15 protein-coding genes are annotated in these 14,462 nt (G+C 66.0%); 3 read left to right on the top strand and 12 right to left on the bottom strand.

Translation table 11 applies throughout. The features are described from left to right. Positions 1 to 12: 12 nt before the first annotated feature. On the top strand, positions 13 to 1,089 hold the full coding sequence (locus G5V65_RS08050; protein WP_165048974.1) for an ABC transporter ATP-binding protein: 1,077 nt from the start codon (positions 13 to 15) through the stop codon (positions 1,087 to 1,089). 81 nt (positions 1,090 to 1,170) lie between these two features. Here the strand turns inward: G5V65_RS08050 and G5V65_RS08045 are convergent, their stop codons facing one another. Genes G5V65_RS08045 through metA form a run of 4 tightly spaced genes read right to left on the bottom strand, consistent with a single transcriptional unit; the run spans position 1,171 to position 4,567 of the window. Continuing rightward, the gene (locus G5V65_RS08045) at positions 1,171 to 1,785 is read right to left on the bottom strand and encodes a TetR/AcrR family transcriptional regulator (protein ID WP_165048755.1); all 615 of its coding nucleotides are present in this window, start codon (positions 1,783 to 1,785) and stop codon (positions 1,171 to 1,173) included. Between the two features lies 1 nt (position 1,786). Continuing rightward, a complete protein-coding gene (ppk2, locus tag G5V65_RS08040; protein WP_165048753.1) occupies positions 1,787 to 2,662 on the bottom strand; it encodes a polyphosphate kinase 2 in 876 nt (291 codons plus the stop codon). Positions 2,663 to 2,709: 47 nt separating this feature from the next. After that, positions 2,710 to 3,660 (bottom strand): alpha/beta fold hydrolase, encoded by a 951-nt coding sequence (locus G5V65_RS08035; RefSeq protein WP_241250495.1) that lies wholly within the window; start codon positions 3,658 to 3,660, stop codon positions 2,710 to 2,712. Continuing rightward, entirely contained in the window at positions 3,650 to 4,567 is a 918-nt protein-coding gene (metA, locus tag G5V65_RS08030) for a homoserine O-acetyltransferase MetA (protein WP_165048749.1), read from the bottom strand. The genes G5V65_RS08035 and metA overlap by 11 nt, the downstream gene beginning before the upstream one ends. A 182-nt stretch (positions 4,568 to 4,749) precedes the next feature. Here metA and G5V65_RS08025 point away from each other — a divergent pair, with 182 nt between their 5' ends. Continuing rightward, entirely contained in the window at positions 4,750 to 5,466 is a 717-nt protein-coding gene (locus G5V65_RS08025) for a hypothetical protein (protein WP_165048747.1), read from the top strand. On the opposite strand, the gene G5V65_RS08020 is transcribed toward G5V65_RS08025, so the two are convergent. From G5V65_RS08020 to guaA, 7 genes are all read right to left on the bottom strand, one after another. Next, complete coding sequence (locus G5V65_RS08020) at positions 5,467 to 6,339, bottom strand: ATPase (RefSeq protein WP_165048745.1); 873 nt, start codon at positions 6,337 to 6,339, stop codon at positions 5,467 to 5,469. It lies immediately after the preceding gene. A 115-nt stretch (positions 6,340 to 6,454) separates the two neighbouring features. Continuing rightward, positions 6,455 to 7,534 (bottom strand): outer membrane protein transport protein, encoded by a 1,080-nt coding sequence (locus G5V65_RS08015; protein WP_165048743.1) that lies wholly within the window; start codon positions 7,532 to 7,534, stop codon positions 6,455 to 6,457. A 90-nt stretch (positions 7,535 to 7,624) separates the two neighbouring features. Next, on the bottom strand, positions 7,625 to 8,521 hold the full coding sequence (locus tag G5V65_RS08010) for a DMT family transporter (protein ID WP_165048741.1): 897 nt from the start codon (positions 8,519 to 8,521) through the stop codon (positions 7,625 to 7,627). Between the two features lie 49 nt (positions 8,522 to 8,570). Further along, positions 8,571 to 9,344 carry an SDR family NAD(P)-dependent oxidoreductase gene (locus G5V65_RS08005; protein WP_165048739.1) on the bottom strand — a complete coding sequence of 258 codons (774 nt, stop codon included), beginning with the start codon at positions 9,342 to 9,344 and terminating at the stop codon, positions 8,571 to 8,573. Positions 9,345 to 9,347: 3 nt separating this feature from the next. Beyond that, positions 9,348 to 10,343 (bottom strand): zinc-dependent alcohol dehydrogenase family protein, encoded by a 996-nt coding sequence (locus tag G5V65_RS08000; protein WP_165048737.1) that lies wholly within the window; start codon positions 10,341 to 10,343, stop codon positions 9,348 to 9,350. Between the two features lie 45 nt (positions 10,344 to 10,388). Continuing rightward, positions 10,389 to 10,667 carry a putative quinol monooxygenase gene (locus G5V65_RS07995; protein WP_165048735.1) on the bottom strand — a complete coding sequence of 93 codons (279 nt, stop codon included), beginning with the start codon at positions 10,665 to 10,667 and terminating at the stop codon, positions 10,389 to 10,391. Next, positions 10,664 to 12,226: a glutamine-hydrolyzing GMP synthase gene (guaA, locus tag G5V65_RS07990; protein ID WP_165048732.1), complete on the bottom strand. Its 1,563-nt coding sequence runs from the start codon at positions 12,224 to 12,226 to the stop codon at positions 10,664 to 10,666. Before guaA ends, G5V65_RS07995 begins: the two co-directional genes overlap by 4 nt. A 261-nt stretch (positions 12,227 to 12,487) precedes the next feature. Between guaA and G5V65_RS07985 the strand changes: the two genes are divergently transcribed. After that, a complete protein-coding gene (locus tag G5V65_RS07985) occupies positions 12,488 to 14,047 on the top strand; it encodes a trimethylamine methyltransferase family protein (protein ID WP_165048730.1) in 1,560 nt (519 codons plus the stop codon). 39 nt (positions 14,048 to 14,086) lie between these two features. Here the strand turns inward: G5V65_RS07985 and G5V65_RS07980 are convergent, their stop codons facing one another. Next, the gene (locus G5V65_RS07980; RefSeq protein WP_241250494.1) at positions 14,087 to 14,419 is read right to left on the bottom strand and encodes a DUF6477 family protein; all 333 of its coding nucleotides are present in this window, start codon (positions 14,417 to 14,419) and stop codon (positions 14,087 to 14,089) included. Between the last annotated feature and the right edge of the window lie 43 nt (positions 14,420 to 14,462).

Here is a 14,462-nt window from a genome sequence, read left to right as displayed (position 1 = left end):
ACCAATGACACGATGATCGAGTTCCGGGACGTCCACAAATATTACGGCGATTACCACGCCCTGCGCGGGATCACGGCGACGATCCGCCCGGGCGAGTTCTTTTCGCTGCTTGGCCCCTCGGGCTGTGGCAAGACCACGCTTCTGCGCACCATCGCGGGGTTCGAGGGGATTTCCTCGGGCGCCGTGCTGATCGACGGGCGTGACATGGCCGGGGTGCCGGCCAACAAGCGCCCGACCAACATGGTGTTCCAGTCCTACGCCATCTTCCCGCATCTGTCGGTGGCCGAGAATGTGGGCTTCGGCCTGCGCCGCGACACGCGGTCGAAGGAGGAAAAGGCCAAGGCCGTGGCCGAGGCCTTGGAGATGGTGGGGCTGAAAGGCTATGGCAGCCGCGCCGCGCATGCCCTGTCGGGCGGGCAGCGGCAGCGCGTGGCGCTGGCGCGGGCGCTGATCCTGAAGCCGAAGGTGCTGCTGCTGGATGAACCGCTTTCGGCGCTGGACAAGAAGATGCGCGAACAGATGCAGGTGGAACTGATCCGCCTGCAGCGGCAGGTGGGCATCACCTTCATCCTGGTCACCCATGATCAGGAAGAGGCGCTGGTCATGTCGGACCGGATCGCCGTGATGTTTGAAGGCGAGATCGCGCAGCTGGCCGATCCCGAAACGCTCTATCGTCGCCCCAACAGCCGCAAGGTGGCGGATTTCATCGGAACGATGAACTTCCTTCCCGCCAAGGTTCTGTCCGAGAGCAGCGATGCGGTGGAGATCGACGCGGCGGGCTTTGGCCGCATCCATATCGAGGCCAGTCAGGTCATGGGCGGAGCCACCGCCGAAGGGGCGACCGTGGGCTTCCGGCCCGAGACGCTGACCATCCTTTACGAGGGCAGCGCGGCCACGGATCGCGAAAGCATGGCGACCATCGAGGAGGTCGTCTATTTCGGCGACATGACCTATTACGACGTGCGGATCGACGGGACCGAGGCCCCGGTGCGCATCTCGATGCGCAATGTCTTTGGCCGTCCGGTTCTGGATCGCGGCGCCCGGGCGCGGGTGGGCTGGTCGCCGGGGGCGCTGGTCCTGTTCCGGTAGGGCGGGGTTAACCCCGCCTTACCTTTGGCGAGAATGGCGGGGTGAACCCCGCCCTACGCGGCCCGGTTGGGCGCAGGCCCGTCAGCAGTCGGGGGGCAGCAGGCCAAGACCGCGCAGGTAGATGCCTATCCCGGCCTCCAGCAGGTCTTCGGGCGTGAAGGGCGATTTCGCCCCCGGTGCGCCGCGCATGTAGAGCTCCACCACGCCATGGCTCATGGCCCAGACATGGGCTGAGAACATCGTGGCCGGGGGTCGGCGGTCGGCGGGCATCTGTTCCGACAGTTTCTCGGCGGCCTTTTCCAGAACGCCGCGCGCCTTGGTGGCCACAAGCGCGAGGTCAGGATGCGCGTTGAAGGACAGGCCGCTTTCGAACATGGCCATGTAATGGCCGGGATATTTGCGGGCAAAGGCCAGATAGGCGCGGCCCGTCGCCTCGAAGGCGGCCAGCGCGGTGGGCTGGCCGTCATTATAGGCGAATTCCATCAGGGCGGCGAAGATGTCATAGCCTTGGCGGGCCACTTCGGCGATCAGGTCGTCGCGGCCCGCGAAATGGCGATAGACGGCGGCGGGCGTCACATCCGCGCGCTTGGCCGCCTCGGACAGGGTGAAACCCGTCGGTCCCCGTTCGGCAATCAGGACAAGCGCCGCCTCGACCAGCGCCTGCCGCAGGTTGCCGTGGTGATAGCCGTGCTTCATCTCACTCCTTCGGGCGCAGGTCCGGCCCGCCACAGATCGCCGGATCGGGCGTGCCGATCAGCGCGTCATCCTTGCCCTTGAAATCCACCGCGCGCAGCACCGTCTGGATGGCGGCGATGCGGGCGCGTTTCTTGTCATCGGACAGGATCACCGTCCAGGGGGCAAAGTCGAAATGGCAGCGCGCCATCGTTTCATCAATGGCGGCGCAATATTCATCCCATTTTCCCAGACCTTCGATGTCGATGGGCGAAAGCTTCCATTGCTTCAGCGGATCCTGTTCCCGCGCCAGGAACCGCCGCAACTGTTCCGCGCGGCCCACTTCCAGCCAGAGCTTCACGAGGGTGAATCCCTCATCCACCAGCATATGTTCGAATTCCGGCAGCTGGCGGAAGAAGGTTTCGCGCTGCGCGGGCGTGCAGAAGCCGAAGACATGTTCCACCATGGCGCGGTTATACCAGCTGCGGTCGAACATCGCCATTTCACCCGCGGCGGGCAGCCAGTCGACATAGCGCTGGAAATACCAGCTTGCCGACTCGCGGTCGGATGGTTTGGAGAGCGCCACGACATTGCAGACCCGCGGGTTCAGGTTTTCGCGCATGACGTCGATGGTGCCGCCCTTGCCGGCGGCGTCGCGCCCTTCGAAAATGACGATGACGCGCTTGCCGCTGGCCTTGATATCGGCCTGCATCCGCACAAGCTGGCGCTGCAGACCCTCCATCGCGGCATCATAGTCCTTGCGCTTCATCTCGGCGTCATAGGGATAGGACGGGGTCAGGATGTCATCCTTCCCGGCCTTCTCGATGGCCTTGCGGATCGCCTTCGGGGCGCCCTTTTCGAAATAGCGGGTGATCGCGGCATCGAAGGGAAGGTCTGTCATGGCATCCTCGCGCTGGTCTGCGCGCATCAGTATGGCGATGGGCGCGGTCAGCGCAATCCGGCGCGGGCTGCGGCGCGGTGAATGGCGGCGATCACCGCGTCGGGATGGCTGTGATGGGGCATATGGGCGGCGTCGGGGATCAGGGTCAGCGCGGCATCGGGCAGGCGTTCCGACAGGGGAACCGCATGGATGCGCGCGGGGACGATGGTATCGGCCGTGCCATGCAGGATCTCGACCGGCAGGACAAGCCGGGGATAGGCCTCGGCCATGCGGGTGACATGGGGCTTCAGCCCCGTCACCTGGGCCGCGTTGATGCGCAGCGTGTCGCGCCGCATGGTCAGGCCCGCGCCGACGTAATCGGCATAGCCGGGCGGGGGCGGGGCGGGGGCGAAGATGCCATCGATCACGGCTTCGGCCCGGTCCGGCGGGGCAAAGGCGGTGATGGCGGGGATCACGGTCGCGGCCCCGATCCGGCTGCCGGTGATGGCATAGAAGGGGCCAAGGCCCCCGGGCCAGGGCATCGTCGCCCCGGAAACGATGACCAGCGCCGCCGTATCGGGCGTATCCGTCAGCCCCCAGGCCATGGCCACCGCCCCGCCATAGCTGTGGCCCAGAACGATGGGGCGGCGCACGTCCAGTTGATCGGCGGCGGCCTGCAGGAGGCGGGCCTGCATCATCGGGCTGATGCCCTCTGGCCCCATGTCATCGGACCAGCCCAGACCCGGGCGATCGAAGGCGATGACGCGGTAATCCTGCGCCAGCCTGTCCACCAGCGCGAAGGTGAAGTCGCGCGTATTCCCGCTGGCGCCATGGATCAGCACGAGGTCGGGGCCTTGGCCCTGCACATGGGCATGCACGCGCCGCCCTTCGACCATCAGGATCTGCCCGGTGGGGGGATAGTCCGCCTCGGCCGCTACTTCGCGCGCGGTGGCGCGGCGGTCTGTCAGCAGGGCGCAGCCGCCGATGGCGGTGGCGGCAAGAAGCAGGCTAAGTGCCAATCTCGGCGATCTCATAGGGCGTGGACTGGTAAATCTCGTTGATCCAGTTGCCATATAGAAGATGGGCGTGACTTCTCCAGCGATTGAGGGGGGGCATCGCGGGATCGTCATCGGGATAATAGTTCATCGGCACATTGATCGGCGTGCCATTGGCCACGTCGCGATCATATTCCTGTTTCAGCGTGTCGCTGTCATATTCGAAATGGTTGAAGATATAGAGCGCGCGATGGGCGGCATCCTCGACCAGGCAGGGGCCCACCTCATCGGAGCCCAGCAGCGTGCGCAGGCCGGGCTTGCCGTCGATCTCGGCCTGGCGCATTTCCGTCCAGCGGCTGACGGGGATCACGAAATCATCCGAGAACCCCCGCAGGAAGGGCGAGGTCGGCGCAAGGTTGCGGTGGCGGTAGCAGCCGAAGGCCTTTTTCGGCAGCATGTGCTTTTCGACGCCATGGAAGTGGTTGATCATCGCCATCCCCCCCCAGCAGACGCCGAAGGTGGATTGCACATGGGTCTGCGTCCAGTCGAAGACCTCGCACAGCTCGTCCCAATAGGTGACATCCTCGAAGGGCAGGTGTTCGATGGGCGCGCCGGTGATGATGAGGCCGTCGAACTTCTCGTCCCGAACCTCCTGGAAGGGGCGATAGAAGGTTTCCATATGTTCGGCGGCGGTGTTGCGGGTCTGGTGTTCCGTCATGCGGATCAGATGCAGGTCGATCTGCAGCGGCGTGGCCCCGATCAGGCGGGCGAACTGGTTCTCGGTCTGGATCTTCTTCGGCATCAGGTTCAGAAGACCGATGCGCAGCGGCCGGATATCCTGCCGCGCCGCACGTTCGGGCGACATGACCATGACGCCCTCGTTCCGCAGAACGTCATAGGCGGGCAGGGTCTCTGGCAGGGTGATGGGCATCCATATCCTCGGGCAGGCTGGGCAACAGCGCAGGGAGGTAATCGGATTTCAGCCGAACTTCAAGCCGGGGGCGTTCTTCCGGGCGGCCACGGCTTGACCTTGGCCCGGGCCTCGCCCACGGTCGGGCAGGGCGGGCGGCCCTTGCGCCGACCATGCCCGCCGACCATCAAGGATCCTGCCCCATGCGTGCCTGCCTGCCCCCGGCCCTTCTTCTGTCCCTTACGATGGCCTCTGCCGTCGCGGCCCAGGAGGCGGACCCGATGGCAGAGCAGCGCTGCGTCTGGGCCTGCCTTGCCAATTCGCCGGGCGCGGCCAGCGCCGAATATTCCGCCTGCGTTGCCGAATTCTGCAGTCCCGAACCGGGGCAGGGCGCCGCGGCCAGTGCCGCGCCCGCGGCCCCGGCCCCCGAAACCGGTCTGGCACAGTCGCCGCGTCCGCAATCCCGCCCTTCGGTGCCGCAGGATGGCAGCGCGCCGCAGGCAGAGGCTGCTGCACCCCCTGCCGCCCCCGCCATGCCCCTTGCGGCAGGGCCGGGCGCAGGCTGGACGCATGGCCCCGGCAGCGATGGCACGGGCATGTTCGCCGGCGTCATGGATGAGACGCGGGGAACGCGGCTCGATTGGCTTTGCGCCAAAGGCTATCCCTCGGTCCTTGCGCTGTCGCCCTATGCCGGGACGGGCGCGGTGGTCTTTGTGGTGGATGGCCGCCCGCGCCCGGCAGAGTTCACGGTCAAGGGGGTGGTGGGCTTTGCTCCGATCAGCCTGAGCGATCCGCTTTTCCTGCATCTCGCCTCGGGCCAGTCGGTCGAGGTGCAGGATGCGGGCGGCACCCTGCTAGGCCAGTTCACCATGGCCGGGGCGCCGCTGGCCATCGGGCAGGCCGAAGGGCGCTGCCGCTAGCTAGCGCCGGTCGATCGCCCGCGCCACCAGATCGGCAAAGCCCGCGGGATCGCGCACCTCGGCCACCTCCTCGGCGGTGACGGTGACGCCCCATTCGGCCATGGCCGCATAGCGCGGCTGGCGATGGTCCAGGATGCGCGCATAGCCAAAGCGCAGGAAGGCATCGGGATCCACGGCGCTTTCGGGCTTCTTCTCCTGCGCCAGATATTCCGCCCAGAGCCCGGCCAGGAAATCCGGCTGATAGTAGATCGGCTTCGGCGCGCGGTCGAAGCGGCGGACAAGTTCCGCCCGATGCGCCTCGGACCCCTTGATCCAGACCAGCAGCAGGTTTTCCGACAGGGCGCGCATCACCGGATCGGCGGGGTTTGCCGCATCCACCACCTCGCAGATCGACCCGCCGCTGTCGCAGACGAAGTTGGAATAGCCATAGATCTCGCGCGCCCGTTCGATGAAGCGCGTCGTATCCAGCAGGGCGGCAATCTCGGCCTCGCGGTGCTGGGCCTGACGCTTGCAATATTCGGCGAAAGGCACGCCGCCGCGCGCCGGATCGCCCGGCTTGCCCAGATAGGTGGAGAGGGGGGCAAGATTGTTGAAGGTGATGTTGGAGGCGATATAGACGCTGTCCGTCATCAGCAGGTCGCGCAGGAGCGGAACCTTCATCGCCTCGCGCTTGAAATTGTCGGCGATATATTCGCCCATGTAGCGGGTGCCGATGCGGTAATCGACGGAATAGTGGAACCAGCCGCCGCCCTGATCGGGCGGCGCATCGCGCAGCAGGTTGGAAAGATGCGTCTTGCCCAGCCCCGACATGCCGAAAAGCAGCACCCGCTTTTCCGATGCCGCGCGAAATTCGGCGCCGCTTGCATAGATCATCACCCGCCCCCCATTGGCATTCCTGCCTGATATCGCCGCACGTCGCGGATTTCACGCGGAAAATGAAAAGGCCCCGCAATGCGGCGGGGCCTTTGGATCGGAAGGCGTGGCAGGATCAGAAGGAATAGCCGACGCGCACACCAACAGCCGTGTAGCTATTGTCGGTGAACTGGCCACCGATGCCCGAGGTCGTCGCATCACCGATCCACCCGTGGCTCGCGCCGACCGTCATCTTCATCCCCGTCGGCATGGTATAGACAGCGGCCAATGTCAGGCTCGTGTAGCCGTCGGTCGGGCCAAGGTTGCCCGAAAGCCCGCCCGCAGCAGGCTCATAGCCGACCGAAGCAGAGGCGGAGAAGCTGTCGCTGAACCGCCGCCCGACACCGAGTGAATAGGTAATCGTATCCTCGTAATTCCCGGCCAATGCAATCGTGCCACGCGGCACGATCTGGAACTCCGACCAGTCCCGCCAGCGGATCGACCCGAACAGCAGCGTATCCGCCGCGATCCCCGTCTGGAAGTCGAGGTTCAGCCCCTGCGGAACGGTCGACGAAAAGCCGGCCCCTGCACCGAAGCTGTCGGACGCTTCAAAGGAATGGGTGATTTCCGAGATATAGGACAAGGAAACCCGCAGCGCGATATCGGGCCGCTCATAGGCCGCGCCGATGACATAGCCGTAATCCACTTCGGCCGAGGTGGTCATGTCGTAGGTCGGCAAAAAGCCCGTCGCTGCGCCCAGGTTCACGTTGTCTACCGTCCCTTCAACGCGTTGCGACCGCAGGCCGCCATAGACGCTGAAATTCGGGGAAAAGCGATAGTGACCGATCACGCTCAGTTGCAGTGCCGACACGTTGGCGCTGGAGGTGGAGAAGAAATAGCCCGTCCCGCCCGGATAGGCCACATCCACGCCGACCGGCTGATCCACGACAATCCCAAGCGCGAACTGATCCGTGATCTGGTATTTCACAGAGCCTGAAATCGTCGTGTAGGTCGATGCCATGTCACCCGAGTTCGCCGCCAATGCCACGCCCGATACATCGGGCGACACCGCGCCGAAGGACAATTCGAAGTAGTTTCCCGCCTCGAACAGGAAGCCCGGATTGAAGGCCGACCGCTCGATCCCGCCTGCCTGTGCCGACAGCGTTCCCACCACAAGTGCCGTGGTCGCTGCGAAGATTGTTCTGATCACTGCCATTCCCCTTGATCCTCCCGCGCACGTCCCCACGGGCGCCCTCATGCCTAACGGTATGTCCGGGCGGATTTTGGGTCAATTCATGACGCCACGTCACGGAATCGTGACTGTGCCGACTGTTGCAGGCTTGCGCGTTTCGGCCCGGATATTGGCCCAGTTGCCCAGAAAGATGATCACCGCGCCCAGGATCACGAAGGGATCCAGCGCCTCGGCGTAAAGCACCACGCCCACCAGCGCGATCACCGGCAGGCGGGCGAAGTCGATCGGGATCACATAGCTGGCCGGGGCCAGCGACAGGGCCGTGGTGATGCACAGATGCGCCAGCAGCCCGCAGAAGCCGATCACGGCAAGCCAGGGCAGGGTGGCCGCGGTGGGCATCCGGATCACCCCGTCATGGCCTGCCATCACCAGCCCGAACATCCCCTGCATCAGCGTCAGCCAGAACAGGATCGACACGATGCTTTCGCCGCGGGTCAGCTTCTTCGTCATCAGGTTCGTTGCCGCAAAGCAGATGGCACTTGCCGCCGCGGCCAGAACGCCCGGCTCCAGCGCGGTGAAATCGGGGCGCGCCACCAGCAGGATCCCCACGAAACCCATCACCGCGGCAAGGATGCGCGGCCGCGTCAGCCTTTCGCCCAGCACCAGCGGCGACAGCAGGATCACCCAGATGGGCGAAGTGAATTCCAGCGCGAAGACCTGCGCCAGCGGGATCATCGTCAGCGCCCAGAACCACAGGTTCTGCCCGGTGAAATGAAAGAGGTTGCGCACCAGATGCTGGCCCAGCGTATCGCGCCGCACCTCGCGCAGGCGGCCCAGCGCGCCGCCCACCGCCAGCACCAGCGCAAAGCCCAGCACTGATCGCCACAGCATGATCTCGAACGTGTCATGCGCCCCGGCGATCTGCCGCGCCGCGATGGCCATCGCGGTGAAGGAAAAGACCGATCCGGTCATCCAGATCGCGGCGGCAAGGGGGCGGTGCGTCGTCGTCATGGCGGCACAGTCATGCGGGCGGGGGGGATTGTCCAGTGCCGGACAGGGATCAATAGCCCGCCGTCAGGCCGAAATCCACCATCACCGCCGCGCCCGTCACCCCCGCGCTGGCCGGGGAAAGGAGGAAGGCCGCCTGCGCCGCGACCTCGTCGGGGGTAAGGAAGCGGGCAGCCTCGGCTTGCGGGTAATGGGCGCGCAGGCGGGCGAGGTAGCCGTCGGGATCGCCCCCGCCGAAACGGGTGGCCTGATAGGCGAGCATCGGGGTTTCGATGTCAGAGGGGCAGAGCGCGTTGATACGGATGCCGCGCGGGGCAAGTTCGCGGGCCAGCGCGCGCACCATGAGGACGACACCGCCCTTCGAGGCGCAATAGATCGCGGCCCCGGCATTGCCGACGATGCCCGCATCCGAGGCGATGGCGACCACCGCGCCCTTCGTTTCGGCCAGCGCGGGGATGGCGCGGGAGATCAGGAAGAAAGTGCCCTTCAGGTTCACGTCGATGCAGGCGGACCAGTCGGCCTCGGTCGCGTCTTCCGAGGGGCCTTCGACCCAGAGCCCCGCCGCCGCCACCACCGCGTCGATCCGGCCAAGGCGGGAAAGGGTGGTCTGGATCACGTTCTCGCAGGCCGCGACGTCGCGCAGGTCGGCAGGCAGGTGGAGCGCGGCGGGAAGGCCCGTCAGGCTTTCGCCGCGCAGGTCGGTGGCGGCGATGGTCGCGCCGAGGCCGTGCAGAAGGCGCGCGGTCGCCCCGCCCACGCCGCCGCCCGCGCCGGTGACGAGGACGACCTTTCCGGCGAAAAGGTCGGGGGCGAAGACATGCTGCATGGATCAGCCCCCCGGCAGGACGATGGCGCGAATCTCGCCCGGCCGGGCGGGGGCGGCGATGGCGGCGGCGGCTTCCTCCAGCGGCAGGGTGCGGGAGATCAGCGGATCAAGCTGCAGCCGTCCGGCAGCTATCATGGCGGCGGCGCGGTCTTGCGTGAAAGGGTTGATGAAGGAGGAGAGGAACTGCACCTCGCGGAACAGCAGGTCGAAGGGTTCGATCTGCACCTTCTGGCCTGCGGGCAGGACGCCAAGGATGACGACGCGCCCGCCATCGCGCGTCAGGCGGGGGGCGGATTCGACGGTGTCGGTCACGCCTGCGCATTCCACCACGAGATCGGCCCCCTTGGGCCAGATCGTCCGCGCCTCGGCCTCGCTGCCTGCCGTTTCCGCAGCACCCAGCCTGCGGCCAAGCGCCTGTTTCGAGGCAGAGCGGGTGACGAGCATCACCTCGGCCCCGGCAAGGGCGCAGAGTTGCAGGGCCAGCATGCCGATGACGCCGCCGCCAAGGATCATCACGCGCTCGCCCGCCTTGGGCGCGCCGATGTCGATGCCGTGGATGGTGCAGGCGAGCGGTTCGCAGAAGGCGCCGTGCAGGGGGTTCAGGTCGGCGGGCAGGACATGGGCCTTGTGCGCGGGGAAGGCGCAGAATTCGGCGAATCCGCCGTCGCGGCCAAGGCCGGTGGCGACGTTGTTCAGGCAGAGGTTCACGCGGCCGCGCAGGCAGTTTTCGCAGCGCCCGCACCATGTATTCGGATCGCAGGTCACGCGCGTGCCTTCGGGGATCGTGACGCCCTCACCGCGGCCCACGACGATGCCCGCGAATTCATGGCCCAGCGTGAGGGGTGGTTTGGATGGAAATTCGCCGTGCAGGAGGTGGCGGTCGGTGCCGCAGATGCCGCAGGCCTCCACCCGGATCAGCACTTCGCCTGGGGCGGGGCTGGGGATGGGGACGTCCTCGGTGCGGATGTCGCCGATGGCGATCAGTCGGGTTGCCTTCATGTCGTGATCCTCCCGCAGCCATTGGTGCTTGGGGGAGGGGGCGCGTCAATCCCGCAATTCCTCCACCCGGAAATCGCGCAGGATGCGCCGCGTGGCGGCGAACCATGCGCTGTCGCGGGTGCGGGTCTGATGCGCGTCAAAGGCCGCGCGGTCGCGGAAGGATTCGCTGACGTCGAAGATCATGGGATCGTCGGTGTCGTCGATGCGAAAGCTGATGCAGCCCGCTTCGGCGCGCGTCGCGGCTTCATGCGCGGGGCGGTGCGTCAGGACCGCCGCGCGTTCCTCTTCCGTCATGCACACAAGGCGACCGGACAGGCGGATCATTCGAGTTCGATCGTCCCCGGCGGTTTCGAGGTGCAGTCATAGAAGACGCGGTTGACGCCCTGCACTTCGTTGATGATGCGCGTTGCGGTTTCGCCAAGGAAATCGTGGGTGAAGGGGTAGTAATCCGCCGTCATCCCGTCCACGGACGTCACGGCGCGCAGCGCCAGCGCATAGTCATAGGTGCGCCCGTCGCCCATCACGCCCACGGTGCGCATCGGCAGGATCGCGGCGAAGGCCTGCCAGATCTCGTCGTAAAGTCCGTGCTTCCTGATCTGGTCGATATAGACGGCATCGGCGCGGCGCAGGATATCCAGCTTTTCGCGCGTGATCTCGCCGGGGCAGCGGATGGCAAGGCCGGGGCCGGGGAAGGGGTGGCGGCCGATGAAGGCATCGGGCAGGCCCAGTTCGCGGCCCAGCGCGCGGACTTCGTCCTTGAAGAGTTCGCGCAGCGGTTCGACCAGCTTCATCCCCATCTTTTCCGGCAGGCCGCCCACATTGTGATGCGACTTGATGGTGACGGAGGGGCCGCCGGAGAACGACACGCTTTCGATCACGTCGGGGTAGAGCGTGCCTTGCGCAAGGAAGGTGGCGCCGCCGACGGATTTGGCGTGTTTCTCGAAGACCTCGATGAACAGCCGCCCGATGGTCTTGCGTTTCACTTCCGGGTCCGACACGCCTTCCAGCGCGCCGAGGAAGAGGTCGCTTTCATCGGCATGGATCAGCGGCATGTTGTAATGGTCGCGGAACATGGTGACGACCTGCTCCGCCTCGCCCAGCCGCAACAGCCCGTGATCGACGAAGACGCAGGTAAGCTGATCCCCGATCGCCTCATGGATCAGAACCGCCGCCACCGAGGAGTCCACACCACCCGACAGGCCGCAGATCACCTTCTGATCGCCCACCTGTTCGCGGATCTTGCGGATCGCCTCTTCGCGATAGGCGCCCATCGTCCAGTCGCCCTTGAACCCCGCCAGTTTCACGAAATTCTCATAGAGTTTCGCGCCCCTGGGGGTGTGATGCACCTCCGGGTGGAACTGCACGGCATAGAAGCGGCGGGCGGGATCGGCGGTGATGGCGAAGGGGGCGTTGGGCGAGGTGCCGTAAACCTCGAACCCCGGCGCAATGGCCGAGACGTGGTCGCCGTGGCTCATCCAGACCTGTTCGCGCCCGTCGGCGAACCAGCCGTCGAGGATGGGAAGCCGCGCCTCGGTCGGCGTGACATAGGCGCGGCCGAATTCGGCGGTGCCGTGGCCGCGTTCCACCTTGCCGCCAAGGCAATGCATCATCACCTGCTGGCCATAGCAGATGCCGAGGATCGGCACGCCCATCTCGAACACGCCCGCAGGCGGCATCGGCGCGCCTTCGGCAAAGACCGAAGCCGGACCGCCGGAGAAGATCACGGCTTTCGGCGCGAAGGCGCGGAGAAAAGCGTCATCCACCTTGTTGAACGGGTGGATCTCGCAATAGACGTTCAGCTCGCGCAGGCGGCGCGCGATCAGCTGCGTCACCTGGCTGCCGAAGTCGATGATGAGGAGGCGGTCATGCGTGCTTTGGGTCATGCGCCCGCGTAGCCGTTGCGGCCCGTTTTCGCAAGGGGGGCAAAGCGCGACGGCTGCGCGGGATGGCAGGCCCCCGGGGGCTTCACCCCCGGACCCCGAGGGTATTTGGGCCAAGATGAAGGAGCGTGTCGCGTTCGTTCCCTGGCAATGTCGTTTTTGATATCCAAGCGCCGCATTCGTCTGCCGCCTTGTCCTGCTTTGGGCGCATAAGGGCGGAAAATGTGCGGCCCCCAAGGGCTGCGGGAGCCTATGGAGAGAACGATGAGCGACACCGATCTTGCAGTGGCAGGCGCAGGGCGCAGGGCGCGGGGCGGCGGCGGGTCGGCGCGGCGGGCGGAGCGGACGGCGGTCAGCCTTGAAACCGCGAAGTTCATCCAGCGCAACATCCCGAATTTCGAGATCCTGAACGAGGAAGCGCTTCAGATCATCGAATGGAATGCCGAGACGGTTCTGGAAGAGATCGGCGTCAATTTCGTGGAAAACCCCGAGGCGCTGAAGCGCTGGAAGGATGCAGGCGCCGATGTGCAGGGCGAACGCGTCCGCATTCCGCGCGGTCTGGCGCGCAAGCTGTGCGCCACCGCCCCGCGCGAATTCACCCAGCATGCCCGCAACCCGGAACGCAACGTCCAGGTGGGCGGACGCAACCTCGTCCTTGCCCCGGTCTATGGCCCGCCCTTCGTGCGCGACATGGAAGGCGGCCGCCGCTATGCGACGATCGCCGATTTCCAGAATTTCGTGAAGCTGGGCTACATGTCCAAATGGCTGCACCATTCGGGCGGCACCGTCTGCGAGCCGACCGATGTGGCGGTGAACAAGCGCCACCTTGATATGCTGCACGCCCATATGGTGCTGTCGGACAAGCCCTATATGGGATCCGTCACCGAACCCAGCCGCGCGGCGGATTCGGTCGAGATGTCGAAGATCCTCTTCGGGTCGGATTTCGTCGACCAGAACACGGTGATGACCAGCCTGATCAACATCAACAGCCCGCTGACATTCGACGGGATCATGATGGGCGCGCTGGAGGTTTATGCCAAGGCCAATCAGGCGGCGATCATCTCGCCCTTCATCGTGGGCGGCGCAATGGCGCCGGTCACGGTGGCGGGGACGCTCACGCAGGTTCTGGCCGAGGTGCTGGCGGGCGTGGCCTATAGCCAACTCATCCGCGCCGGTGCGCCGGTGATCTTTGGCGCTTTCGTCACCTCGATCGACATGAACTCCGGCGCGCCGACCTTCGGCACGCCCGAGGCCGCGCATATCACCTATGGCGCGGGGCAACTTGCCCGCCGCCTGGGCCTTCCCTACCGCTCGGGCGGGTCTTTCTGCGGATCGAAGCTGCCCGACGCGCAGGCGGCCTATGAAACGGCCAACAGCCTGAACATGGCGCTGCTGGCGGGCGTGAACTTCATGCTGCATGCCTGCGGCTGGCTGGAAGGCGGGCTGGTGTCCTCTTACGAGAAATTCGTGATGGATGCCGACCAGCTTGGCACGCTGCACCACCTGGCGCAGGGCGTCTTCATGGATCAGAACGGGCAGGGGATGGACGCGATCCGCGAAGTCGGCCCCGGCGGCCACTACCTTGGCTGCGCCCATACCCAGGCCAATTTCAAATCGGCCTTCTGGCGGTCTGACCTGCTGGATTACAAACCCTTCGAGACCTGGGCCGAGGAAGGCAGCCGCGACACGATGCAGCTTGCCAATGAGCGGGTGAAGAAGCAGCTGAACGACTATCAGCAACCCGCGCTGGACGAAGGCATCCGCGAGGCGCTGAATGAATACGTGGCAAAGAAGAAGGCCTCCATGCCCGACGCCTTCATCTGAGGCTTCGGCCCGCCACGGCAAACCCTGATCAGGCCCGCGCTATGGCGCGGGCCTTTCCATTGGCGCCAGCAGCGCGCGCTCGGACAGAAGCGCGATCAGCAGATCGACATGCCGGATGCTGGACCAGAGCGGCGATCCCGCCCGCCGGGCAAGTTCGGCCGCGGCCTCCAGTTCCGCCAACTCGGCTGCCGCCGGGGCGGGCAGGGGCACCCGGCCCAGAAGCCGCGCCAGATCCCTGTCGCGCCGATACTGCACCATGCCATGCCGGGCCGCCGCCAGCAGAAGGCGGGGCCGCGTCAGGGCGGACGCGTCGTCACAGGCGACAGGCGCCTTAACGGGGAAATCGGGTTCGGCTCTGGGCAAGGGTCGCATGGCACACTCCGCAACGGCATCGGCCCGACCCTAGGCCCCAAGC

The sequence above is a fragment of the Paragemmobacter kunshanensis genome (genome assembly GCF_011059185.1).
Classification (GTDB): domain Bacteria; phylum Pseudomonadota; class Alphaproteobacteria; order Rhodobacterales; family Rhodobacteraceae; genus Paragemmobacter; species Paragemmobacter kunshanensis.
The sequence above is the reverse complement of the archived record's forward strand: the minus strand, read 5'-3'. Positions and strand labels throughout refer to the sequence as shown.

Excerpts from the sequence above, each read along its gene's own strand:
- G5V65_RS08000 (WP_165048737.1), bottom strand. The coding sequence starts at position 10,343 with ATGAAGGCAACCCGACTGATCGCCATCGGCGACATCCGCACCGAGGAC.
- guaA (WP_165048732.1), bottom strand. The coding sequence starts at position 12,226 with ATGACCCAAAGCACGCATGACCGCCTCCTCATCATCGACTTCGGCAGC.
- G5V65_RS08025 (WP_165048747.1), top strand. The coding sequence starts at position 4,750 with ATGCGTGCCTGCCTGCCCCCGGCCCTTCTTCTGTCCCTTACGATGGCC.
- G5V65_RS07985 (WP_165048730.1), top strand. The coding sequence starts at position 12,488 with ATGAGCGACACCGATCTTGCAGTGGCAGGCGCAGGGCGCAGGGCGCGG.
- G5V65_RS08050 (WP_165048974.1), top strand. The coding sequence starts at position 13 with ATGATCGAGTTCCGGGACGTCCACAAATATTACGGCGATTACCACGCC.
- metA (WP_165048749.1), bottom strand. The coding sequence starts at position 4,567 with ATGCCCATCACCCTGCCAGAGACCCTGCCCGCCTATGACGTTCTGCGG.
- G5V65_RS07995 (WP_165048735.1), bottom strand. The coding sequence starts at position 10,667 with ATGATCCGCCTGTCCGGTCGCCTTGTGTGCATGACGGAAGAGGAACGC.
- G5V65_RS08010 (WP_165048741.1), bottom strand. The coding sequence starts at position 8,521 with ATGACGACGACGCACCGCCCCCTTGCCGCCGCGATCTGGATGACCGGA.
- ppk2 (WP_165048753.1), bottom strand. The coding sequence starts at position 2,662 with ATGACAGACCTTCCCTTCGATGCCGCGATCACCCGCTATTTCGAAAAG.
- G5V65_RS08045 (WP_165048755.1), bottom strand. The coding sequence starts at position 1,785 with ATGAAGCACGGCTATCACCACGGCAACCTGCGGCAGGCGCTGGTCGAG.
- G5V65_RS08005 (WP_165048739.1), bottom strand. The coding sequence starts at position 9,344 with ATGCAGCATGTCTTCGCCCCCGACCTTTTCGCCGGAAAGGTCGTCCTC.
- G5V65_RS08015 (WP_165048743.1), bottom strand. The coding sequence starts at position 7,534 with ATGGCAGTGATCAGAACAATCTTCGCAGCGACCACGGCACTTGTGGTG.
- G5V65_RS07980 (WP_241250494.1), bottom strand. The coding sequence starts at position 14,419 with ATGCGACCCTTGCCCAGAGCCGAACCCGATTTCCCCGTTAAGGCGCCT.
- G5V65_RS08020 (WP_165048745.1), bottom strand. The coding sequence starts at position 6,339 with ATGATCTATGCAAGCGGCGCCGAATTTCGCGCGGCATCGGAAAAGCGG.